Below are 21,399 nucleotides of genomic sequence, written 5' to 3'. Positions count from 1 at the left end.
TTCCGCCTTGCGGTACTAGTCTTACCCCCCACACTCCCCACACTCCCCTTTCGGGACTGTGGTTGACTTGGAACCGGAGAACGAGAAGGTACTTTATCACGCCATAGGAGCAAAGGAAGACAGAGAAGCCCCAAAATAATTACTACTCCAGTCATGATCCAAACCATTAACCTATTTGGTCTATAGTTCCCTCCCTCAATTTGCCAGAAAACTTGGTTGTATCGCCATGCAGCTAAGGCAATAGTCGAAATTCCAAAAATTACCAAAGCAACACCCAAATTTTCCGAGTTGGATAATTGATGTAACGGAGGTTCTTGCTGGGTAATAGCAAGATTCAACTGGCGCAGAAATATGCCAAATCGGGCGATCGCAAAACCAAAGCCAATCAATGCAATAGAGGTGCGTAGCCAAGCCAGAAAGGTACGTTCGTTCGCTTGATGCTCTCTTTGGCGGTCAATTTTCGGTATTTTATCCATGAGTAGCTTCTGACGCCAAGTTCCCCTTGAAAAGTATTCATAACATCGATAAAAATTTACTCAAACAAAGTGAAACTCTGTTTTCTACCACCGCTTTCCCTCCCCTTCTTTGTACAAATACTCTTTTAGCTTACTTTTATGGAACTGCTGATATTCATTTAGATTATATTGATGGATGCGAATTCCAAGATTTGATAGCTTACCTTCAAGAACTTGTGCTATTTGATTATTCACATCTGGATAGTAGTGACTACCATCATAAGTATTATATGTTACGGTGGTTATCTCTGAAGGATATGATAAATCGTATGTTATATCGTAACTCTTGGAAGCTTCATAAATTGCCTGTAATTCGCAGTCTAGCAAACCACGAGCATAGCTTTCATTGAAAAGCTTCCAAACTGATATTGGTGGCACATATCCAACAATTTTAGCATTTGGAAATATATGTCGTATTTGTTTGTAATAGGCGATGCGAGAAAAGTTACATTTTTCTTGAGTTTTTTTATCTACAAATTCAGGTTTGTATTTAGGAGCATTATCAAAAACTTTACCTTGGAAGTCTTGATCGTAGAATCTAATCTCTGTATTTAGCCTAAAAATTGTTTTTAAGGATAACTGCAAAGTATCTAGAGAGAATAGATAAGACTGATAGGCGGGTTTGGGTTCTGCTACCTCAACTTTATTTTTCAAAGCCGTCTTTTTGTCGAAGGTGAAATTGTAAGCGTCTATCCCCACATATATTTTTTGAGGATTAACTCCTTTCTCTTTAACGTATTCGGCATATTTAACAAATTCCTCAGCTGTTCCAGCACTGAAAGAATAATTGAAACAAACATTATTCTTGAGTGCCTTACTATTTAACAGAGTTACACGAGAGCTACCAAAAATGACGCAATCATACTTTCGCCTATCACTATGCAACAATAGATTAGTTTTGGTCAATCTTTCATTATAGGGAACATTTATTGGATTTAACTTGTTCCCTTGAGTGTACCAGAGTGGATCAACAGCTAAATTTACTACTCCAATAAATGAGATAAGTGTACTTACCATTGTCAAGTAGGTTTTCAAATAAGCAAGCATCAGCTTTGATTCTCCCTAGAACTGAAAATATAAAAACTCACTAACTTTTGTAAGATGCAACAGTGCGATTACAGTTAAAACTGAAATGACTAAAGCATAGGTTTGATTTGGTTGCCACTGTAATTTAGACCAGAAAAGGCTATTAGATGAAAGTTTTTTTACTTTTTCATAATTCAAGACTGGATCGTACTTACCCATCCATTCCTGAACATTAGGTGTCAACCAGACGATCGCAAGTAAAATAGAAATATCAATAATTGCTTTTTTTAATCCTGATTCAATAATTTGAGTACTGAATAAGAAGCCATTTAATCCGATCATGCCCTTGACAATTATGAATGCCGTAGCCATGTTTTCTGCTCTGAAAAATACCCATCCGAAGACAACCGCGACAAATGTTATAAACCAACCAAGTTTTAAACTCAGCCAGCTATCTGTTTTCAGATCATACTTTTTTTGTAAAACATTCCATTCATGATTAATACTTAGATAAGTTCCATGCAATCCACCCCAAAAGACAAATTGCCAACCCTCACCGTGCCAAATTCCTCCCAGCAGCATGGTTATCATTAAATTCAAACTTCGTCTAATCTCACCTTTGCGATTACCACCCAAAGGGATGTATAGGTAATCTCGAAGAAAGTTAGAAAGGGTGATGTGCCACCTACGCCAGAAGTCACTAATGCTAGAAGCTTTATAAGGTGAAAAGAAGTTGACTGGTAACTTAATCCCGAACATCCTAGCTATCCCAATCGCCATGTCGGAATAACCAGAAAAATCAAAGTACAGCTGCAACGTGTAGGCTAGTGCACCAACCCAAGATTCTAAAAATGTGGGGAAAATACCACTAGCAGCAGTATTAAAGACTGGGCTTGCATAAGCAGCAATGTTATCTGCAAAAACAACTTTTTTAAATAATCCCAAACTGAAAATGGTAATACCTACTGCCATATTCTCCAAGTTAAACCGATACACAGTTTTGTCAGCGAATTGTGGCATTACCTCTGAGTGGTGAACAATAGGGCCAGAAATTAGTTTAGGGAAAAAAGTGATAAATAGGCAGTAGTCTAAAAATTTAGTATTTTTCGTTCCCCCACAATAAGAATCAACCAAGTAGGTAATTTGCTGGAAGGTAAAAAAGGAGATTCCTAATGGCAGGATAATCTTTTGGAAATTAAAGTTTATACCTAATATATCGGCTGCACTTGAAACAAAAAAATTAGCATATTTGAAACAACCAAGGATGATTAAATTAGCTGTTATTCCTAAAATGAGCAGTGTCTTTTTTCTGACTGGTGAGTTTAACTCTTGATTTAGTGTAGAACCTATAAAAAAATTTAAGGCAATTGAAGCTAGAAGCAATAGTAAGTATCTTGGATTCCACCAACCATAAAAAAATAAAGAAGCAATCACTAACCAGGCGACTGCTAACCGTTGATAACCATATTTACCAAGAAAGAAAAATATGAAAATAGTAGTTGGTAAAAACAGAAATATAAACTCTAGGGAGTTAAATAACATATATTACACTTTTTCTATTTTGGTTAAATTAAGTAAAAACACGAGGAATATATCATAATTGCAAAGCTTATTTTGGTATTTTTACTGAATTTAATAAAAAGTAACGAAAAACTTATCGACCAACAGTTCAAGGAAGATGAATGGCTGTACTGACAATTTTGCGAAAACCCCAAGCGATCGCTAAAATCTTTAGAATAGTAAATAAGGTAAAGATATATATCAGAGTCAAAATCAATGGGACTATTCGGATTTGGCAAAAAGTCAGTTATGCCTACACCTGAAGAAGCTTTGTCAGGAAGGGCACAATCTATGTCAGTACCCGCCGCTCATTATGTCAACAAGAATCCTTTAAAACCTCCTTTTCCCGATGGATTAGAGAAGGCAATTTTTGGTTTGGGTTGTTTTTGGGGTGCAGAACGCAAATTTTGGCAACTGAAAGGAGTTTACACCACCGCAGTGGGTTATGCTGCTGGTTTAACACCCAATCCCACTTATGAAGAAGTATGTAGTGGAAAAACTGGCCACAATGAAGTGGTGTTGGTTGTGTTCGATCCCAAAGTGATTAGTTATACCGAATTGCTCAAAGTCTTTTGGGAAAGCCACAATCCCACCCAAGGAATGCGCCAAGGTAATGATGTTGGCACTCAATACCGTTCGGGAATTTATGTATATTCTGAAAGTCAAAAGCAGCTAGCAGAAGCATCGCGGGAAGCTTATCAGCAAGCCCTCAATGGTGCAGGTTATGGCAAAATAACCACAGAAATCTTAGATGCACCTGAATTCTACTACGCTGAAGCTTACCATCAGCAATATCTGGCTAAAAATCCCAATGGATATTGTGGTTTAGGAGGGACAAATGTATCTTGTCCCGTAGGTGTAGTTGAATCGCAAGTTAGTAGTTAGAAATGGAGTTGGTGGGGTAGTCAACTTAACGTGAGTTCGACGAACCTCTCCCTGCCTTGAACTAAAGTTCAAGTCTATCCCTCTCCGAGTCGGAGAGGGATATGTTTTGCACCCGACAAGATTACAAATTACGAATTAGATGAGCTAGGTGCTTTAACACTTTCAGGACAATATATATATCATCACGACTATCTAAAGCAAACAAATCAGATAGAGCGTATTGTGGAGTTTCAGTTTTTAGCAGTTTGACAAATCTAAATTCATTACCATTGGTGATAAAGCTAAAAACAGGTTTAGCCGAAGTTGCATCTGCCAACATATAAGCCAATGCTTGGGGAATTGCGGGCACTAAAGAATAATCTACTCGTTTTGCTTCAATAACCAAAACCCAAAATGGAGGATTCAACACCAAGATGTCAATACGTCCTCTGATAATCGTGCCTTCGTCTTCAGAAGAGATTTTTACCTCTTGTTCTGAGGCAATGTAAAAAGGCGGTTGATAAAAACCTGCTAGACGCAATAGTGGAGATAGCACCACCATTTTGACTACAGGTTCTAAAATAGGATATTTCGATAGATGCAAATATTCTGCCTTAACTTCGTTGAGAGATTGCTTTTCTAAGTCACTCAACTCAGGTAAATCATGTTGCCACTCTGAAAAAAAATGCTCATCATCTGCAAGTTGTAGGCCAAATTCATCAATCAGTTGGGCTAGGGTGATATCTTTTCCTTGAATAAGTTGAACCATTTGTTGAACCCTTATAGCTATCTGCCTAAAAAAACCGGTTGAGATTTACCCAAAAGACTGCCTTAGAGTGCAGATTTGAGCAAAACGATCGCTCGAATCCACAACATAATACTAATAGGCGCTCCCAGGAGAATCCCAGCGATCGCCCAACCTCGCTGATGTGCTTTGAATTGTTCAATACTGCGCCACGGTCTACTTTTCCAGGCCCATTCATTGCCTTTTGCACCGAGTGCGATCGCCATTAACCACCAACCATGCGGTACAAAACAGAATAGCCCATACCACACTTGATTAGGCCACATCCACAACCAAGGCATCAAAAATGCCCCCCAGTTCCAACCGAGAATTTCCTCTGGGACTGTTTCATTATGATTATTTATCCCGCATCCTGAATTGTTGATTATTTCTCTTAGCGGTAAAAGTTGATTCTTGTTTACAGATGCAACAGTCAGTCCTGATTTGAGAGCATTCAGCGCTTGGTGGGCGCTAGTAAATCTTTGTTCGGGAGCGGGTTCTACCAACTTTTGTAGCCAACTGACAAAACTGGGACTCAAGTTAACTCGGTCTGTAAATTGCAGTCGCAAATCCTGCTGGGGTAAATCAGATGGGGAAGTCCCAGTTAACAAATGAATTAAAGTTGCTCCCAGTGCATAGAGGTCTGAAGCCGCAACCGCTCGACCACCAAATTGTTCCATAGGGGCATAACCATAAGTACCCACAACGGTAAAAGTAACGCCCTCTCTTGCTGCTTTATCCTGAACTGCGCCAAAATCAACTAAATAAACCCGATTATCGTCGCCCCAGATTAAATTACTCGGTTTAATATCTCTATGCAACACCCCTGGATTCAACTCATGTAGATACATGAGAATATTTAAAACCTCAACAGCAATTTTTCTCGCTCGCTTTTCAGTAAACCTTTTGCCAACAGCAAGTTTATCCTTGAGTGATTCACCAGGGATATATTCTTGTATTAGGGCAAACCAGAGTGTGCGATCGTCGATACAAAAATAATCAATATACTGGGGAATTCGGGGATGATTTAGCTGTTTGAGAATTTGTGCTTCCCTCTCAAAAAGTTTCAAATCATCCCACTGCACAGTACCACCAAAGGCCAAAAGTTTGACTACAACAGTGGAATTATCGCCATTAGAGGCTTGTAAATCCAATGCTAGCCAAGTTTGACGAATTCCATTGTTACCGAGTTGGCGTTGAATTTGATAACGGTCTTGTAATATCTGTTCTGGTTGCAGCATTGGACACCTGCTGGCAATTTACTCTGATTTCCTTACTATTCAAGGATAGTCATTATCTAGAGAAACTGTGGGAGCCTGATAATTTTTTGAAAGCAGTTGAAGATTCCAATTTTGGGGTTCTCTAGAAAATTAGTGCGAATTATTGTTCGCATATGTTATAAATATTATAGTAGAGATTGAAAGTGACCAAAGAAGCACAACCAAAACAGATTATCATCTATGCCAATCAAGATGGTTACGAGCCGTTTGCAGAGTGGATGGATAATTTACGCGACCAACAAGGAAAACGACGCATACTGCAACGCCTACGCCGCCTTGAACAAGGTAATTACGGCGATGTTGCGCCGATAGGAGATGGTTTAAGCGAGTTGCGAATGTTCTTTGGTTCTGGTTATCGCGTCTATTTCGGTGAAGATGCTGAAAATATTGTTGTCGTACTGTGTGGAGGCGACAAAAGCACACAGAATCAGGACATCGAAGACGCAAAAGCTTACTGGAAGAAGTACCTAAGCCATGAGAAATTTTAGAACACTTGATGAATTTGAAGAAGAGTACTTCCGCAAGCACCCGGAAGAAATCGATGATTATTTGACCGAGATATTTCAGGAATATGCAGAAGACAACGATTCTGGTGCGTTATTGGCATCTTTGCGTGTTGTTGCTCGTGTACGAGGAATTAGTGAGATAGCCGAGCAAACAGGCATGACACGCCGGGGATTGCAAAAAGCCTTATCCAGCAATGGCAACCCGCGCCTTGAAAACGTCAATTCAATTATGAAGGCGCTGGGATATTGTCTCACCCCGACTACCACTAACCAAGGCAGAAGGGGAAACAGCAATATGAGCCAGAAGCTAGCACCAGCAAAAGTACCAACACCAGGAAAAATTTTAAGTCGAGAATTAGAAGCCCGTGGCTGGACACAGAAAGATTTAGCAGAAATTATGGGGTGTCCAGTTCAAAGTATCGATGAAATTATTCTGGGAAGCAAGCAAATTATACCTGAAATAGCTATCGAACTCTCCCAAGCCTTGGGTACTTCTCCAGAGTTTTGGACAAATCTTGAAGTAAAGTATCAACTTCATCTAGTAGGAAAAGAAAAAAAGGAGCAAGATATAGCTCGTAAAAGCCGATTGTATACAATTGCCCCCATCTCTGAACTAATCAAAAATAAGTGGATTCAAGCAACAGATTCGATTGATGACTTAGAACGACAAATCTGTAATTTTTTCGGCATATTTTCCTTAGATGAAACACTCCAGTTAGCCGTTAATTTCCGTTGTTCCGAGCATCGAGAGCCAGAGGAAACTTCTCGCATAACTTGGGTAAAACGGGTTGAGAACCTAGCAAGACAACAAACCGTTGCTAGTTTTGAACGCGAAAAAATAGAGATTGCTATCCCTGAAATTCTTGCTTGTGCTAAACAAGTAGAAAGTATCGTGCGGATTCCTAGATTGCTAGCAGATTTAGGTGTACATTTTCTAATTGTGCCGCATTTAAGCAAAACCTACTTGGATGGTGCAGCTTTATATTTAAACAGCAATCCCGTTATCGCGTTGACATTGAGATATGACCGGATAGATTCATTCTGGTTCACCCTCATGCATGAGTTAGCACATATCGTTTTAGGGCATCAAGGAGCTTATTTAGACAACTTGGATGCGTTAGAAGAGAATGAGGAAGAAAAAGAAGCTAATGCAAAAGCCGCTGACTGGTTAATAAATTCTCAGACATTAAATGAATTTATTATCAGCAGTAAAAAAGCCTTTTCTTGTGAAACGATTGAAGAATTTGCTCAAAATCAAAATAGACATCCAGGCATAATTCTTGGTCGCTTACATTATGACAAATTAGTTCCCTATAAGAATTTCAGAGCATTACTGGTGAAAGTTAGCCCCATCTTAGGTAATTCTACAGATAATTTTTGCGATAGTAAGCTTGATATTCCGCAGATAGCAGAGGTTCCCACCAATCACGATGGTTGAGATACCATTCAACAGTTAAACGTAAACCCTCAGCAATCGTTACAGAAGGCGTCCAACCAAGCTGAGTTTTAATTTTGTTTGCATTAATTGCATATCTCCGATCATGTCCTTGTCTGTCTTTGACAAAAGTAATTAACTGCTTGGCTGGATATATTGGTAAATCAGATGCTAATTCATCCATCATCTGACATAACAGTTGGACGAGGTTGATATTTTCCACCTCATTATTGCCACCAATATTGTATGTTTCTCCTGGTTCACCATGATTAATTACTACATCCAGAGCCAGACAATGATCGCCCACGTAAAGCCAATCTCGCACATTTTTACCATCGCCATAAACAGGTAATGGTTTCCCGATCAAAGTGTTGATGCACATCAGGGGAATTAGCTTTTCGGGAAACTGATAAGGGCCATAATTATTAGAGCAATTTGTGATAATGGTTGGAAGTTGATAAGTATGATAATAAGCACGCACTAAATGATCGCTACCCGCTTTTGAAGCTGAATAGGGACTATTGGGAGCGTAGGGTGTAGTTTCACAAAAAGCTGGGTCATCTGCGCCCAAACTACCGTACACTTCATCAGTAGAAACGTGTAGGAAACGATAATCAGATGGCCGTGCTTTTGTCTCCCAATGTTGCCGAAAAGCTTCTAGCAGCGTGAAAGTTCCGACTACATTAGTTTGCACAAAAGCAGCCGGCCCAAGGATCGAACGATCAACATGAGATTCAGCGGCAAAATGGGCAATGGTATCAATATTTTCCGTTGATAATAGCTCGTCTATGATGGTGCGATCGCAAATATCCCCCTGAACAAACCGAAAATTCTCTCTACCCTCAACCAGCGCCAAGTTCAGACGATTCCCCGCGTATGTAAGAGCATCTAACACCACCACGCGATCGTCTGGATAAACTTGACACCAGTGATGGACAAAATTCGCCCCAATAAACCCCGCACCACCAGTAACTAATAACCGCCGATTCATCTAACTTCCTCTCTTAATCTCTGTGTTCTCAGCACTTCTGCGATCGCCTGTGGCAAGTCGCTACGCATATACGTTTCTATTACTTAAAATATTTCTTCCTCAGTTTCCCGTATATCTTCTGGGCGAGTAATTTTGCCACGCGTGTTTTCGTCAAACTCTTAATATTAGATGGCTGCTGGATTTTGTGATCAAAAAACTCATTCAACTCATCCACAATAACTTGGAACCGCTTAATAATATTTTCAGTTCGATGCTCAACTAAAAACTCTTCAGACAAACTAAATGCTACTGAAGATTCAATCACTTTCATAATACGTTGAACATCATATTCTTGAGAATATCCAGCAATTTTATAGCAATTAAATCCCGGATCTAAGTAATCAGCTAGTCCACCATTGACACTAGAAAATACTTGACAGCCACAGGCAAGAGCTTCCATTGGTTGTAGACCAAATCCTTCACTAACACGCTGTTGTGCCCAGTACTCAGCGGAATCATAAAGATAAACCTTAGCTCGGTTAAATAGCCCAGGTAAATCTTCAATGTATGAATCAACAACCAATACTTTACAACGTTTTTGCAACGCTGGAATCAATTCTTTAATTAAATATTCAGAAGACTTCCGAGCCTGAACTAAAACATCAATATCTCGTTCCAGACCTAAATTTTGAAACTCATCAGAAATTTGATTTGGCAAATAATAAATTAGAGAATTGGGTGATTTTTCTCCCCAATATCCCATTGTATAGCGGCTAACAGTCATGATCGGAATACTCGCAGGTAGCCTAAATGGATAACCTGCACTATGTGCGTGGTAAACGACATTGTATTGCTTAAGTTTAGCCACGAGTTGAGCTATATCAAATCCCCAACTGATGACAAAAATTACATCATTTAAATTTTTCTCTTTTAGTAAATCATCAATGAAAAGCTTACCTTTTTCTCGTTGACGGTAAGTTACAACATCAGCACTACAGAAATTCTGAGCCAGATTAAGTGCTTTTAACTCAGCCCAAAGACCACCACAGGCAAATTTGTCATCTGTACCGGGAAGTAAGAAGTAAAGTTTTCTCATAATTTTTAAGGAAATATTTAACCTTGTGTTCCTACATCCAGGGAGCATTATCCATCAAAGCATCTAACATCTTCTGGAAGTTTTGACGGAACACTACGGCTAATAAACCGCAGAACATTGTAGTTACTGCCATCACCCACCAAAAGTGAGTGACGTGCCATAAGCCGCCGAACAGGGCAAAGATGATTAGTCCAGCGCCAGCGCCCCCTGAAAACAGTAGAGTTGTTTCTTTAGCAGTTTCTTTGAAGGTACGTGGTTTTGATTCCATAAGATTACTCTTGCCAGCCCACTTTAACAAAATGTGCCTCACGCCCCCAAACATCCCGTGTACGAGTAATATTTTCAATTGCGAGGTTAAAAGGGATAGCAGTTGTTAAGTAACGCTGTGCCATAGAACCTAAATCAGGTGCGAGTTCTGCGGCTGTCGTTGCTGCTAACCCCAAACCTATAAGTTGCTCAATTGGGCGAAATGGTAGCAACAGATGCACACCCACAGCTAGTCCAGCCGTTAAGAGCATTGCTACTGATAAATTTGTGCCACAACGGGGATGTACAGCCAAATCCCATTCTCCACTGGTAATGCGATATCGAGCAAGTGTGACCGCACGCCGCAAATCACTAATATTTACCTCACCATAGAGGTAAAATCCCTGCTCAGTAGACAAACCACCTAATAGTTCATTATCTAGTTGAACCTTAGTGGATTCTGCTCTGGCAGGATAGGCACTTTTTGATTCGCTAAGAACCCAAACAGTTGCGTGTTCTAAGGCGTGAACCTGCCGCAGCATCAAAATTTCCTTCAACCCTGGAATAAACGATAGCTGTCTGAGTAAGTCGGTATCTTGTGTGGGTTGCGGAAAGTCTGAAAATTGGTCTTCAATACTCGAAACTTTCTCAGATATAGGTATCGTAAAATCAAAGTTAAAAAATTGAAAGGGAGACGAACTACCCTGAAAATAAGCGGAAGTATTCATTGGAACACTACTCCCAAAGCCGATGGGGCAACATAGATTTCTTTCAAATGTAACGCTTGCATCACTGAATTGTTGCTAATTTTTCTAGATGATTGTTTGTTTGGGCATGGGGAATTGGGCATTGGGCATTGGGAATTGGGAATTATTGTAGATGGTTCTCCCAAGTCCCCAGTCCCCAGTCCCCAGTCCCCAGTCCTACAATCTGTTCTGCTCAATAAGTAATTCTGGTCTTTATAGTTTCCGAGTCCGAGGGTCAGCTGGCTCCACTAACATAAACTCCGGCTGAGTGAAGGACTCGGAACTTTTGGTAGAGTGTTCACACTGAAAACTTAGTCGTGAGAGGGGAAAAATCAGTAAAACTCAAAATTGGCTTGCATCATACCAGACCAAAGCAATTACGTTGCTACTAGTAAATTGTTTATTCGATCTGGTTAGGTAGAGTACAGCAATTGACATCATTCAAACAGACTTTGCCCCACTGTAAAGCCCAGCGGACAAGGGCTACTCGATTTTCTGTCTCGGTCTTGGTGAGAATATTACTGATATGGTTATCAACTGTACGCTTGCTAATCTCCAGTTTTCCTGCAATCTCTTGGTTAGTTAAGCCAGCGGCTACTAAGTCGATAATTTGCAGTTCTCTGTCTGACAGACTAACGGGGGTCTCAGACTTGCCACCAGCCATGACTATTTCTATCCTCCCTTGGTATATGTACTTAATCGCTCTTTCTAATTCTAGAAGATTCTTTTGTTGGTAGGGGTTTCAAGTGTTAGCAGTAATACGATTGTCAATATTTTCTTTGGATTTCAAGTTGACATAAATATAACCTACGCAATTCTTAAAGTAATAAATATAGCTTATTTTCGCAAGAATATTGTCTCAGCACTTAGCTCAAAGAAGCGAGAATTAGAAGCATATACATGCTATTAGAGTAATAAAAATTGCTATTTAATTCTATGAAGGACTGGCGACAGATTAGCAAAAACTATTGTAGATTTTATACTGTAAATTCCTAATCCCAAATCGAAATCTAAAATTGAAAATGAGATGAGCAATCCCCGTGTTTTGTGCCTTGGTGAAATTTTGTTTGATTGTTTAGCCGATCAATTAGGGCTAAAGCTGGAAGAAGTGAAATCTTGGACTCCCTATCCAGGAGGAGCACCAGCTAATGTAGCCTGTGCTTTAGTCAAGCTGGGGACGCCAGCAGGATTTATCGGAGCCGTTGGTGAAGATGAACCAGGGAATGCACTGGTCAAGCTATTACAAGATGTAGGTGTAGAGACGACGGGGATACAACGCCATCCCACAGCACCAACGCGGCAAGTTTATGTTACACGGGATCTGACTGGCGATCGCACTTTCGCCGGATTTGGTCAGTACGATACCGCAGAATTTGCCGATACTCGCCTGCAAGCTAAACAATTGTCAGATTCGCTGTTTCAAGAAGCAGATTTTCTGGTTTTGGGTACTTTGGAATTAGCCTATCCTGAAAGTGAAAAGGCAATTCACCGCGCTCTAGAATTAGCAGAACATTACGACTTGAAGATTGTGCTGGATGTCAACTGGCGTCCTGTATTTTGGAAAGAGCCAAACATCGCCCATCAAAAAATTCCAGAATTATTTAACCGAGTTGATTTCCTCAAACTCTCCAAAGAAGAAGCTGAATGGCTATTTGAAACCGCAGATCCCGGAGCCATCACTTACCGTCTGGCTTCAATTGAAGGGGTACTAGTAACAGATGGAGAAAACGGTTGCACTTACTGTTTAGGTGAGAACGAAGGAAAATTACCTTCATTTTCCATTCCTGTAGTTGATACAACTGGTGCAGGGGATAGTTTTTTGGCAGGATTTATTCATCAGTTGAGTCAGAATGGTATCCACGGCTTGCGGGATGCAGAAACAGCAAAACGCATTGTCACTTATGCCAGTGCTGTTGGAGCGCTGACTACCATTAAAGCAGGTGCGATCGCTTCTCAACCTACTGCTGCTGAAGTCGAAGCTTTTCTAGCCACACATCAACTTTAGGAACTAGCATAAGTTACTGGGATATCAGTCACCAAAGGCTGATACTCCCGGCTAGAAAATGGACGAAAATCCTCATGCCATTCTGCGGTCATATTGCACAATAAACGCAGTTGGAGAGGTGTTGGTACTGGGTTAACGCGCTCAACTTTCACTTTTAACAGTTCTGAACTTTTGTTCTTGAGTTTAAAAACATCATCCACAATATACCGAGGGCAATAACCTACGATGTGATGATCCTCAGTGCATAAGAGCAATGCACGCGGGTCACGGGGATTTTGAAATTCGTTAGCTAAATATAACAGTTCACCCGTTTGTAATTGATTAATCCGTTCAGTTGCACAAGCAGGAAGGTGTCGCAGTCCATGTGCAAAAAAATGGATATGGTATAAACCATTCTCATCTGGTTCTGGGCAGGGGAAAACTTCAAAATAATCTGTTACCTTCCGTCCACCACTCCGAGAAAGAACGCTAATTGGATCGTCTTCTCCTTCTGGAATATTTAGCGATTCAATATAATCTTTGTAGTCAGGGCGAGAGCGTCGCATTAATCGATTAGAAAACAAGGGGAATAGTTCAACTGATGCGTATTCTTTGTTCAAGTCTGGGAAGGAATACAATAGCTGAAAGTTATGTTCAGTTTTAGCTTTAACAGCACCTTGCGTATATACAAACTGATATTTTTTTCCGTCAAATGTTAAGCGACCAATGGGAAGCCAAGCGCGACTTTTAGGATCTTGCCAAGCTAAAAAAAGTGTTTTCATAGTAGGGTGTCTAGCAGCTTAGTTTGATTTAACTCCAATATCTTTTGTGCAAATTCAATTGCTGTTTGCGATATGCGATTAGATGGAATACACTCAAAAAGCTCTAACGTATCATTGCTTGACACCCTTGCTAGATTATTTAACCATACCCTGGCTGCATCTGGATACCGTTGTTGCGCTTCACAAAATGCATTAAAAGTCTTGAGAGTTTTTTGATCGCCAGTTCTAGCATACAACGCAGAATTACATTTTTCTACATACGCTTGGACAGAAAAGCCAGCGTCTTTTGTGGTTAGTCTGTTTTTTCTTTTAGAATCAGGCTCGTTCCTACCGAGACAGGAGGCGTGATCGTAAGTTGGTGCTAGATAAATCTTCTCTTCTAAACTGATGAATGCCCAATTTTCATGGTGTCGATCACTATTCCCGATCCAAGCATCTAAAAGTAAATACCCAACAAAAGTTTCTGTCGCATAACTAATTCTCTCTGGTGGTGTCCAGTCGATAGGTAAATTAACTGAAGCATCTCCGATAGCATTGAATACATTATCAATTGTGTGTTGGGACAGGTCTTTAGAATCTTGTGGATAATCGGATACTATCCGAGCCAGAATTTCATTACCAAGTGTGAGAATTGCACCTTCTTGAGGGGGCAAAAATGAGGGTGAAATAATACCATTTTCCCCATTGAATATTGCCAGTTCATAATCAGCATGGGGTAAACTTAGTAACTCGCACAACTCGGCTGCAATCTTTTCTGCCCAATCTTCTCCTGTGTTTGGTCTAGCTTTCTTGAATAGACAACGACCTAAATACTGATGGCGAAACCAGAACTTTTCTTTAGTTCCCAAATCTTCATCAGCCTCTGGGGCATCTAGGGGAACGTCAATGATTGGAAACTGCTCTGGCATAATTGATGGGAAAGCCTGATTTAAAGCAAATTATTAACTTCAGCTATTTTTAAAATGTTTAATAGTCAATGGTTAGCCTTAACTTGCTGCCATAGAGTATCAACAGTTACAAACTCATAACCTTGTTGTAGCAGTTGCGGAATGAGAATTTGAATTGTCGCAGCAACATCTTGTCCACCGCAAGCACCATCATGCAAGACAATCATTGAACCATTTTTCACCTGCTGCATAATTCGCTGTACTACGGTGCTGACACCTGGTCGTACCCAATCTTCTGGTACAACGCTCCACATCACTGAACGGTAATTCCACTCAAAGAATAATTTTAAAGTCGCAGGTGTAAATAAACCATTGGGGGGGCGGACATCCCGCACTTGTTCAGGTTGCAGGTTGCAGGCATTATAGATAGCAGCTTGGGTTTTTTCTAAACTGTCCTTTAGGTCATTTGGGGAAAGCATGGGAAAAGAGCGATGATCGTAGCCATGCAATCCGATCCAGTGTCCGCGATCGCTAACGGCTTTAGCAATAACTGGTGAACGGTTGACGCAAACACCCAACCAAAAAAAACTCGCTGTAATATTGTAACGATCTAACACTGCCAAGACTTCGGGTGTGTATTGCGGATGGGGCCCATCGTCGAATGTGAGTGCGATCGCTTTCGTATGAGGATTTCCACCCCAAAGGCAGTTGGGAAAACTCGGCTGGAGAATGCGGTAGAAAATTGGGAAGAGGGGAGCTAGTTGCATTTTGCGTTTATCTACTTTGTAACAAAATTTGTAACAGCAATACTATTTGAGCTATTACTCGTCTAGATTGATGAAAAATCTACGGGTAATCCCTGAATTAAGGGTTAATGTTGCTAAAAGATATACGAGATTATCAGATTCTATTTCTGGGCTTATTCCTAGTCTTGGGAATCGGTACACGAGATTGGACGCTGCGACCAGAATTCATTGGGGTAGCGATCGCCACTTGTCTTGCAACTCAATGGATATTGTCATTAGTCATTAGTCATTGGTCATTAGCGAAGAATAAAGGACAAAGCCTAAATATTCGCAGTGCCCTAATTACCTCTTTGGGACTGGGCCTATTGTTGCGGGCTGACCACTGGACGACAATGGCAATAGCCGCAGCACTTGCGATCGCTAGCAAATTCATCTTCCAAGTCGGCGATAAGCATTTCTTTAATCCCGCCAATTTTGGCATCATATCTGCCTTGATTCTCACCCCTAATGCTTGGGTTTCGCCGGGACAATGGGGTGAAGAGTGGTGGTATGGGCTATTATTTGTCGGCACTGGCGGCATAATTTTGCAGCGCGTTGGTCGCTGGGACACCACAGCAGCTTTTTTGGGTTCCTACTCTTTGCTGGAAGCCATTCGCAATCTCTGGCTGGGTTGGACTTGGGATGTTTACTGGCACCGATTGATGAGTGGGTCTTTGCTGCTGTTTGCTCTATTTATGATTACAGATCCGCGATCGATTCCCAATTCCCGAATTGGGCGTGTAGTTTGGGCAATCTGTATCGCCGGCTTAACTTTTATCCTGCGAAATTATTTCTTTATTTCCACAGCAGTTTTCTGGGCGCTATTTGCCCTTGCACCATTGACCATTCTGCTAGATGTTCTCTGGTTAGCCCCAAGGTTTGCTTGGCAAGAAAAAGATGAGGAAGCAGGGGAAGAACTTCTAACTCAGCACTCCTAACTCTTGTACAGACGCGATTCATCGCGTCTCTAGTCTCTAGCACTAAAAAAGATAGAGGTATAAAATAATGAAAATTTTTCGACTTTTAACACCATTATTGTTGGCAATTGTAGCTGTTTTGTGCTTTGCACCCGCAGCTTGGGCATTTTGTGGATTTTATGTAGCCAAAGCAGATACAAAACTGTATAACAAAGCTTCTCAGGTTGTGATCGCGCGAGATGGCGATCGCACTATCCTAACAATGGCAAACGACTTTCAAGGCGAAGTCAAAGATTTTGCAATGGTAGTACCAGTACCAACGGTGGTGCAAAAAGAACAAGTTCGCGTCACTGAACCCAAGATTATCGAACGCCTAGATGCTTTTAGTGCGCCGCGATTAGTTGAATATTTTGACCCAGATCCCTGTGCCCCAGTTTATGAAAGGGAGTTATCAGCAGCACCAGCACCAGCAGCAAGCAATGATGAGTCAGCGCGTAAGAGAAGCAGTGATGCTAGTTTAGGTGTGACAGTCGAAGCACGTTTCAACGTCGGCGAATACGACATTTTGATCCTCAGCGCTAAAGAATCTGGCGGACTAGAAACTTGGCTCAAACGCAATGGCTACAAAATCCCCAGAGGTGCGAAACAATTACTTCAGCCTTACATTCGCTCCTCAATGAAATTCTTTGTTGCTAAAGTCAACTTGGATAAATTCGAGCAATCTGGCTATCAGTTCCTCCGTCCGCTACAAATTTCTTACCAGTCACCTAAATTCATGCTGCCAATTCGTTTGGGCATGATCAATGCTACGACAGAGCAAGATTTAATTGTCTACATTCTCTCGCCCCAAGGACAGGCAGAAATCACTAACTACCGGACGGTAAAAATTCCCTCTGACGCAAACATTCCCATATTTGTCAAAGATGAATTTGGTGAATTTTACAAATCCATGTTTCAAACTATCTACACCAAAGAAGACAGGAAGGTTGGTTTTTTAGAATACGCTTGGGATATGGGTAGTTGCGATCCCTGTTCTGCTGAACCCCTGACCCCAGAGGAACTCAAGCAAGCGGGTGTATTTTGGCTAGATGATAATTCTGCAAGTAATGTGCCAGTATCCCCTAACTTTCGTCGTCCCTTTCCTAGAAGCAACGTCTTCATTTCTCGCTTGCATGTCCGCTACACCCGCGACAAATTCCCTGAAGACTTGATATTTCAACAAACTGCCAACAGTGAATCTTTCCAAGGACGTTATGTTTTGCAACATCCGTTCCAAGGGGAACTCAAATGTCAGGCGGGTAGAGAATATAAGCAGTCTTTACCCAAGCGTTTTGAACAAGAGGCGCAAACTCTAGCTAAACTAACCAACTGGAAAATCCAAGATATTCGCAACAAAATGAAGTTGAGTGTAGGTAATCTGAGATATTCTTGGTGGGAAAATTTCTTGTCCTGGCTGGGATTGTATTGAGGAGATTGGGGACTGGGGATTAGGGATTGGGGACTGGGGATTGGGAGACAAAGAGAATAAAAGCCTCAGTCATCCACCTTTAAACTGGATTCATCCACCTCAGATACTCGTTCATCCACCTTTGAACTAGATTCATCCACCTCAAAGACTCAAATCTCCCAATGCCCAATGCCCAATGCCCCATGCCCAATGCCCCATGCCCAATGCCCAATGCCCAATCCCCAACATCTTGACGAAAGGTAATTTTTTCGGGCGTTGTTATACGCAATACTAAGATATTCTTGCTTTCTTCGCCAAGATTGTCATGGTTCAATTCGATGAACAGCTCCGCTGCCTAGTTACAGAAGCCTGTGGACACCAACCTGGAAGCCCTCAGCGTCAGAAGCTGCTCACGCAAATTATTCGCTTGACAGCAAATAGACTCTGGAGGGAAAGTACTCCCTACTATCAAGACGCACTACAACAAACTTGGTTGTATTTCTGTCGCAATGTTTGTGAAGGTTTGACAGGTCAGATATATGACCCCACTTATGGTACTGTCATTACCTGGCTGAATGCTTACCTAAAAAGGAGACTACAAGACTTTTACCTGAACCAGAACCGGGAACAAGCCACTACTGTCCCTCTGAGAATTCGTCAGTCTACATCGGGTGGAACAAGTGAAATCATTGACCCTGTAGATAATCTTCCAGCTAACCCCCAAGCACCTCCAATTCTAGAAGACTTGGAGATATGGGCAAAGACGGATTCTGATGGAGAATTGCGTGGTACTTACATTAAAGGACGTCCAGATGTGAATTGTCAGGTGTTAATTCTCAAACGCTTACCCCCGGAAGTTAGCTGGAGAGAATTATCTGAGGAATTTGGAATGTCAATTCCGACATTAAGCAGTTTTTATCAGCGCCAATGTCTACCGCGTTTGCGTAAATTCGCAGAATTGGAGGGATTATTGTGAAGGAGGCAGGAGGCAGAAGGCAGAAGGCAGGAGGCAGAAGGCAGGAGGCAGGAGGCAGGAGGCAGGAGGCAGGGATTCAGACCCCGCACGCCAGTTCCTTTATGCCAGGGAATCCGTTCACCGGACTGGCTCCCAATTGTATGTCCCGTGTAGACTGCGGGGTTTTAGACCCAAGTTCTGTACGGTCAATTGCTCTCAGCGCTGGAGTCAATATTTCCTCCTACCTCCTGCCCTCTGCCTCTCCTGATAAATAAGATTGTAGAAACTCAGAGATAGGTGAGGGATGGGAATGGTAACATTACTCTGGTAGCCCAAGCACCTACAGTTCATACTGTGCCCTCCTGGTTATCACCAAAAACTTGGGTCTGAAGCCCCGTCTTTTGAGGACGGCTTTTTATCATCGGTGACAGGACTTTAAATGAGTAATGAGTAATGAGTAATGGGTATTTACTTATTACTTATTACTTATTACTTATTACTTATTACTCATTACTCCAGAATCACCGACCCTTCTTTCTCGGTGAGTATGTCACCTACCTCTTGTCATGCTTATGCCTAAAAAAACTAGGATTTTTGGCGCGAATTCTGTAAAAGTTAAAAGGCAAAAGGAGCCAGGGCGTCGCATATTTTCCCTTCGTTACATCTTTGGGGTTTGCCAGTCACTCGTTTTAGAAACCAAAAAGACCCTCACAGGTGAGGCTAACTTTTTACGTTTACCTTTGTACTTCCTGATCGCTTTGCTATGCATTGTCGGTTCACCTGTGCTGGCAAAAGTTCCTGTTTCAATCAATTCCTCATCCCAACCGCCAATAAACAGTCTGACATCGCTGGTTGTATCTGCTGACCCCGCCTCACTACTACAACAGGGCAAAGTTTTATACAGTGCTGGCAATTTTGCTAAAGCTGTAGAAGTGTTGCAACAGGCTGTTCAGGTATATCAGCAGCGAGGGGAGAGCCTCGCACTGGCAGCGACACTGAGTAATCTTTCTCTGGCATATCAGCAACTCGGTGCATGGAGTCAAGCGCAGCAGGCAATTACAGAGAGCTTAAATTTGCTCAAAGGACAGGATAAAAACCAAAATCTGCAAATATTTGCCCAATCACTAGATATTCAAGGTCGTCTACAACTGTTAATGGGACAGGCTGAGGCGGCTTTAGCGACTTGGCAGCAGACGGAACAAATTTACAAACAAACAGATAATAAAAGTGGCGTAGTGCGATCGCAAATCAATCAAGCACAAGCATGGCGCACCCAAGGATTTTACCCACGGGCTGTTAAAACACTCGATCAGGTAAGTCAGACGTTAAAATCTCAACCAGATTCTATAGAAAAGACAGTAGGTTTGCGATCGCTCGGTGATGCCCTTTTGGTATTGGGCGATTTTGAAAAATCACGTCAGACGCTAGAAGAAAGTCTGACAATTGCTCGAAACCTGCAATCAAGCGCTGATATTGGGGCAAGTCTATTCAGCTTAGGGAATAATGCCCGTCAACAACAGAAAAATCAACAGGCGATCGCCTATTATGAACAAACAGTTGAAGCATCTCCCTCACCCCTGACAAAAGTCCAAGCGCAACTGAATCACCTGGGACTACTCATTGAAGATCAACAATGGGCAAAAGTTCAAACTCTCTTACCGTCGATTGAATCCAAACTCGACCAACTTCCCCTCAGCCGCGCTAGTATTTACGCTCAGGTTAATTACTCACAGAGTCTATCAAAAGTCAATAGTGGTGTATTGCAAGCATCGAGTCATAGTTATTACTCAGGATTCAGCACAAAAGACTCAGCAGTATTACTCGCCAAAGCCATCCAGCAATCCCACAGCTTAGGAGATAAGCGGGCAGAAGCCTATGCCCTGAAGAGTTTAGGCGGCTTGTATGAAGAAACCAGACAGTGGTCAGAGGCGCAAAAGCTGACCAGGCAAGGATTAGCTTTAGCACAGAGCAGCAATGCCCTAGAAATTACCTATAGCTTGGAGTGGCAGTTAGGTAGATTGCTCTGGGCACAAAAAGATATTAATGGTGCGATCGCGGCTTATGATTCTGCTGTGGATACTCTCCAGTCTCTCCGCAAAGATTTAGTAGTGAATAAAGATGTAGTAAACCAGGATGTGCAATTCAACTTCCGAGATAGCGTAGAACCCGTATACCGCCAGTCAGTAGAGTTACTGCTGAAATCTCAAGAAGGGAAATTATCAGATGAAAAAATATTGGAGAAAGCACGCGAGCGGATTGAAGCACTCCAACTAGCAGAATTAGACGACTTTTTCCGGGAAGCTTGTCTGCAAGGTAAGAAAGTAGCCCTAGATCAAGTGGTAGACCAAGATAATTCCACAGCCGCCATCCTTTATCCGATTATTCTTCCTGACGAACTCCAAGTAATTGTCAAAATTCCCAAACAACGCCTGCAAAGCTACACTACCAAGATTTCCCAAGCAGAAGTAGAAAAACTCTTATAGCATTTCTCAGTCTGGTGAAGTACAGTAACAAGAATGGGTAAACCAATTATAAATATCAGTTAACGAGACTTGAGTAAAAGCAGTTTCAATTGCTTTTGCTAAGTCTGGATAACTTCTAGCTCCAATAGAAC

At 41.6% G+C, this 21,399-nt stretch carries 23 protein-coding genes; 9 read left to right on the top strand and 14 right to left on the bottom strand.

Translation table 11 applies throughout. From position 1 onward, the window contains the following. From A4S05_RS31160 to A4S05_RS31150, 3 genes are all read right to left on the bottom strand, one after another. Nucleotides 1-476 (bottom strand): YidH family protein (locus A4S05_RS31160; RefSeq protein ID WP_069073643.1); only part of this gene is annotated, 476 nt, incomplete at its 3' end. A gap of 84 nt (nucleotides 477-560) precedes the next feature. Continuing rightward, entirely contained in the window at nucleotides 561-1,562 is a 1,002-nt protein-coding gene (locus A4S05_RS31155; RefSeq protein ID WP_069073642.1) for a hypothetical protein, read from the bottom strand. A gap of 15 nt (nucleotides 1,563-1,577) precedes the next feature. Continuing rightward, the gene (locus A4S05_RS31150) at nucleotides 1,578-2,975 is read right to left on the bottom strand and encodes an MBOAT family O-acyltransferase (RefSeq protein WP_256091284.1); all 1,398 of its coding nucleotides are present in this window, start codon (nucleotides 2,973-2,975) and stop codon (nucleotides 1,578-1,580) included. Nucleotides 2,976-3,223: 248 nt separating this feature from the next. Here A4S05_RS31150 and A4S05_RS42215 point away from each other — a divergent pair, with 248 nt between their 5' ends. Continuing rightward, nucleotides 3,224-3,364 carry a hypothetical protein gene (locus A4S05_RS42215; RefSeq protein WP_176727162.1) on the top strand — a complete coding sequence of 47 codons (141 nt, stop codon included), beginning with the start codon at nucleotides 3,224-3,226 and terminating at the stop codon, nucleotides 3,362-3,364. Further along, a complete protein-coding gene (gene msrA, locus A4S05_RS31145; RefSeq protein ID WP_069073640.1) occupies nucleotides 3,318-3,986 on the top strand; it encodes a peptide-methionine (S)-S-oxide reductase MsrA in 669 nt (222 codons plus the stop codon). Before A4S05_RS42215 ends, msrA begins: the two co-directional genes overlap by 47 nt. A 121-nt stretch (nucleotides 3,987-4,107) precedes the next feature. Here msrA and A4S05_RS31140 read toward each other — a convergent pair whose 3' ends face one another. Together A4S05_RS31140 and A4S05_RS31135 are read right to left on the bottom strand one after the other, a co-directional pair. Then, nucleotides 4,108-4,734: a type I restriction endonuclease gene (locus A4S05_RS31140; protein ID WP_069073639.1), complete on the bottom strand. Its 627-nt coding sequence runs from the start codon at nucleotides 4,732-4,734 to the stop codon at nucleotides 4,108-4,110. 62 nt (nucleotides 4,735-4,796) lie between these two features. After that, complete coding sequence (locus A4S05_RS31135) at nucleotides 4,797-5,990, bottom strand: serine/threonine protein kinase (RefSeq protein WP_069073638.1); 1,194 nt, start codon at nucleotides 5,988-5,990, stop codon at nucleotides 4,797-4,799. Nucleotides 5,991-6,172: 182 nt separating this feature from the next. Here A4S05_RS31135 and A4S05_RS31130 point away from each other — a divergent pair, with 182 nt between their 5' ends. Continuing rightward, a complete protein-coding gene (locus A4S05_RS31130; RefSeq protein WP_069073637.1) occupies nucleotides 6,173-6,517 on the top strand; it encodes a type II toxin-antitoxin system RelE/ParE family toxin in 345 nt (114 codons plus the stop codon). Beyond that, on the top strand, nucleotides 6,504-7,973 hold the full coding sequence (locus tag A4S05_RS31125; protein WP_218107996.1) for an addiction module antidote protein: 1,470 nt from the start codon (nucleotides 6,504-6,506) through the stop codon (nucleotides 7,971-7,973). The genes A4S05_RS31130 and A4S05_RS31125 overlap by 14 nt, the downstream gene beginning before the upstream one ends. On the opposite strand, the gene rfbB is transcribed toward A4S05_RS31125, so the two are convergent. From rfbB to A4S05_RS31100, 5 genes are all read right to left on the bottom strand, one after another. Continuing rightward, a complete protein-coding gene (gene rfbB / locus A4S05_RS31120) occupies nucleotides 7,900-8,961 on the bottom strand; it encodes a dTDP-glucose 4,6-dehydratase (RefSeq protein WP_069073636.1) in 1,062 nt (353 codons plus the stop codon). The genes A4S05_RS31125 and rfbB overlap by 74 nt on opposite strands. Nucleotides 8,962-9,040: 79 nt before the next feature. Beyond that, on the bottom strand, nucleotides 9,041-10,036 hold the full coding sequence (locus A4S05_RS31115) for a glycosyltransferase (protein ID WP_069073635.1): 996 nt from the start codon (nucleotides 10,034-10,036) through the stop codon (nucleotides 9,041-9,043). A gap of 31 nt (nucleotides 10,037-10,067) precedes the next feature. Next, nucleotides 10,068-10,304, bottom strand: coding sequence for a hypothetical protein (locus tag A4S05_RS31110; RefSeq protein ID WP_069073634.1), 237 nt, complete (start codon nucleotides 10,302-10,304; stop codon nucleotides 10,068-10,070). A gap of 4 nt (nucleotides 10,305-10,308) precedes the next feature. Then, complete coding sequence (locus tag A4S05_RS31105) at nucleotides 10,309-11,010, bottom strand: DUF6391 domain-containing protein (protein WP_069073633.1); 702 nt, start codon at nucleotides 11,008-11,010, stop codon at nucleotides 10,309-10,311. A gap of 418 nt (nucleotides 11,011-11,428) precedes the next feature. Next, nucleotides 11,429-11,692 carry a photosynthetic electron transport-dependent transcriptional regulator PedR gene (locus A4S05_RS31100; protein WP_069073632.1) on the bottom strand — a complete coding sequence of 88 codons (264 nt, stop codon included), beginning with the start codon at nucleotides 11,690-11,692 and terminating at the stop codon, nucleotides 11,429-11,431. A gap of 363 nt (nucleotides 11,693-12,055) precedes the next feature. On the opposite strand from A4S05_RS31100, the gene A4S05_RS31095 reads away from it, so the two are divergent. Beyond that, on the top strand, nucleotides 12,056-13,033 hold the full coding sequence (locus tag A4S05_RS31095; RefSeq protein WP_069073631.1) for a carbohydrate kinase family protein: 978 nt from the start codon (nucleotides 12,056-12,058) through the stop codon (nucleotides 13,031-13,033). Here A4S05_RS31095 and A4S05_RS31090 read toward each other — a convergent pair. The 3 genes from A4S05_RS31090 to A4S05_RS31080 all read right to left on the bottom strand — a co-directional run bounded on the left by A4S05_RS31090 (nucleotide 13,030) and on the right by A4S05_RS31080 (nucleotide 15,448). Then, entirely contained in the window at nucleotides 13,030-13,794 is a 765-nt protein-coding gene (locus A4S05_RS31090) for an HIRAN domain-containing protein (protein ID WP_069073630.1), read from the bottom strand. The two genes, A4S05_RS31095 and A4S05_RS31090, sit on opposite strands and share 4 nt — an antisense overlap. Continuing rightward, nucleotides 13,791-14,702: a HipA domain-containing protein gene (locus tag A4S05_RS31085; RefSeq protein ID WP_069073629.1), complete on the bottom strand. Its 912-nt coding sequence runs from the start codon at nucleotides 14,700-14,702 to the stop codon at nucleotides 13,791-13,793. Before A4S05_RS31085 ends, A4S05_RS31090 begins: the two co-directional genes overlap by 4 nt. A 65-nt stretch (nucleotides 14,703-14,767) precedes the next feature. Continuing rightward, complete coding sequence (locus A4S05_RS31080; protein WP_069073628.1) at nucleotides 14,768-15,448, bottom strand: polysaccharide deacetylase family protein; 681 nt, start codon at nucleotides 15,446-15,448, stop codon at nucleotides 14,768-14,770. A 107-nt stretch (nucleotides 15,449-15,555) separates the two neighbouring features. On the opposite strand from A4S05_RS31080, the gene A4S05_RS31075 reads away from it, so the two are divergent. Then, entirely contained in the window at nucleotides 15,556-16,404 is an 849-nt protein-coding gene (locus A4S05_RS31075; protein ID WP_069073627.1) for an RnfABCDGE type electron transport complex subunit D, read from the top strand. Nucleotides 16,405-16,471: 67 nt separating this feature from the next. Beyond that, entirely contained in the window at nucleotides 16,472-17,851 is a 1,380-nt protein-coding gene (locus tag A4S05_RS31070; protein ID WP_069073626.1) for a DUF2330 domain-containing protein, read from the top strand. Nucleotides 17,852-17,930: 79 nt separating this feature from the next. Here A4S05_RS31070 and A4S05_RS40810 read toward each other — a convergent pair whose 3' ends face one another. Continuing rightward, nucleotides 17,931-18,164 (bottom strand): hypothetical protein, encoded by a 234-nt coding sequence (locus A4S05_RS40810; protein WP_141699851.1) that lies wholly within the window; start codon nucleotides 18,162-18,164, stop codon nucleotides 17,931-17,933. Between A4S05_RS40810 and A4S05_RS31065 the strand changes: the two genes are divergently transcribed. Both A4S05_RS31065 and A4S05_RS31055 read left to right on the top strand, forming a co-directional pair. Then, nucleotides 18,156-18,806 (top strand): hypothetical protein, encoded by a 651-nt coding sequence (locus A4S05_RS31065; protein WP_069073625.1) that lies wholly within the window; start codon nucleotides 18,156-18,158, stop codon nucleotides 18,804-18,806. The two genes, A4S05_RS40810 and A4S05_RS31065, sit on opposite strands and share 9 nt — an antisense overlap. Nucleotides 18,807-19,351: 545 nt before the next feature. Continuing rightward, nucleotides 19,352-21,268, top strand: a complete 1,917-nt coding sequence (locus tag A4S05_RS31055) for a tetratricopeptide repeat protein (protein ID WP_256091283.1) — start codon at nucleotides 19,352-19,354, stop codon at nucleotides 21,266-21,268. Nucleotides 21,269-21,399: the final 131 nt, after the last annotated feature.

This window comes from Nostoc sp. KVJ20, assembly GCF_001712795.1.
Lineage (GTDB): Bacteria > Cyanobacteriota > Cyanobacteriia > Cyanobacteriales > Nostocaceae > Nostoc.
Note: the sequence above shows the minus strand (reverse complement) of the source record. Positions and strands in the feature narration are given on the sequence as shown.

What these genes read in the sequence shown, in the direction of transcription:
- A4S05_RS31115 (WP_069073635.1), bottom strand. Translation starts at nt 10,036, where the DNA reads ATGAGAAAACTTTACTTCTTACTTCCCGGTACAGATGACAAATTTGCC.
- A4S05_RS31090 (WP_069073630.1), bottom strand. Translation starts at nt 13,794, where the DNA reads ATGAAAACACTTTTTTTAGCTTGGCAAGATCCTAAAAGTCGCGCTTGG.
- A4S05_RS31140 (WP_069073639.1), bottom strand. Translation starts at nt 4,734, where the DNA reads ATGGTTCAACTTATTCAAGGAAAAGATATCACCCTAGCCCAACTGATT.
- A4S05_RS31105 (WP_069073633.1), bottom strand. Translation starts at nt 11,010, where the DNA reads ATGAATACTTCCGCTTATTTTCAGGGTAGTTCGTCTCCCTTTCAATTT.
- A4S05_RS31125 (WP_218107996.1), top strand. Translation starts at nt 6,504, where the DNA reads ATGAGAAATTTTAGAACACTTGATGAATTTGAAGAAGAGTACTTCCGC.
- A4S05_RS31070 (WP_069073626.1), top strand. Translation starts at nt 16,472, where the DNA reads ATGAAAATTTTTCGACTTTTAACACCATTATTGTTGGCAATTGTAGCT.
- A4S05_RS31085 (WP_069073629.1), bottom strand. Translation starts at nt 14,702, where the DNA reads ATGCCAGAGCAGTTTCCAATCATTGACGTTCCCCTAGATGCCCCAGAG.
- A4S05_RS31080 (WP_069073628.1), bottom strand. Translation starts at nt 15,448, where the DNA reads ATGCAACTAGCTCCCCTCTTCCCAATTTTCTACCGCATTCTCCAGCCG.
- A4S05_RS31075 (WP_069073627.1), top strand. Translation starts at nt 15,556, where the DNA reads ATGTTGCTAAAAGATATACGAGATTATCAGATTCTATTTCTGGGCTTA.
- A4S05_RS31155 (WP_069073642.1), bottom strand. Translation starts at nt 1,562, where the DNA reads ATGCTTGCTTATTTGAAAACCTACTTGACAATGGTAAGTACACTTATC.
- A4S05_RS31110 (WP_069073634.1), bottom strand. Translation starts at nt 10,304, where the DNA reads ATGGAATCAAAACCACGTACCTTCAAAGAAACTGCTAAAGAAACAACT.
- A4S05_RS31095 (WP_069073631.1), top strand. Translation starts at nt 12,056, where the DNA reads ATGAGCAATCCCCGTGTTTTGTGCCTTGGTGAAATTTTGTTTGATTGT.
- A4S05_RS31055 (WP_256091283.1), top strand. Translation starts at nt 19,352, where the DNA reads ATGCTTATGCCTAAAAAAACTAGGATTTTTGGCGCGAATTCTGTAAAA.
- msrA (WP_069073640.1), top strand. Translation starts at nt 3,318, where the DNA reads ATGGGACTATTCGGATTTGGCAAAAAGTCAGTTATGCCTACACCTGAA.
- A4S05_RS31065 (WP_069073625.1), top strand. Translation starts at nt 18,156, where the DNA reads ATGGTTCAATTCGATGAACAGCTCCGCTGCCTAGTTACAGAAGCCTGT.
- rfbB (WP_069073636.1), bottom strand. Translation starts at nt 8,961, where the DNA reads ATGAATCGGCGGTTATTAGTTACTGGTGGTGCGGGGTTTATTGGGGCG.
- A4S05_RS42215 (WP_176727162.1), top strand. Translation starts at nt 3,224, where the DNA reads ATGGCTGTACTGACAATTTTGCGAAAACCCCAAGCGATCGCTAAAATC.
- A4S05_RS31135 (WP_069073638.1), bottom strand. Translation starts at nt 5,990, where the DNA reads ATGCTGCAACCAGAACAGATATTACAAGACCGTTATCAAATTCAACGC.
- A4S05_RS31100 (WP_069073632.1), bottom strand. Translation starts at nt 11,692, where the DNA reads ATGGCTGGTGGCAAGTCTGAGACCCCCGTTAGTCTGTCAGACAGAGAA.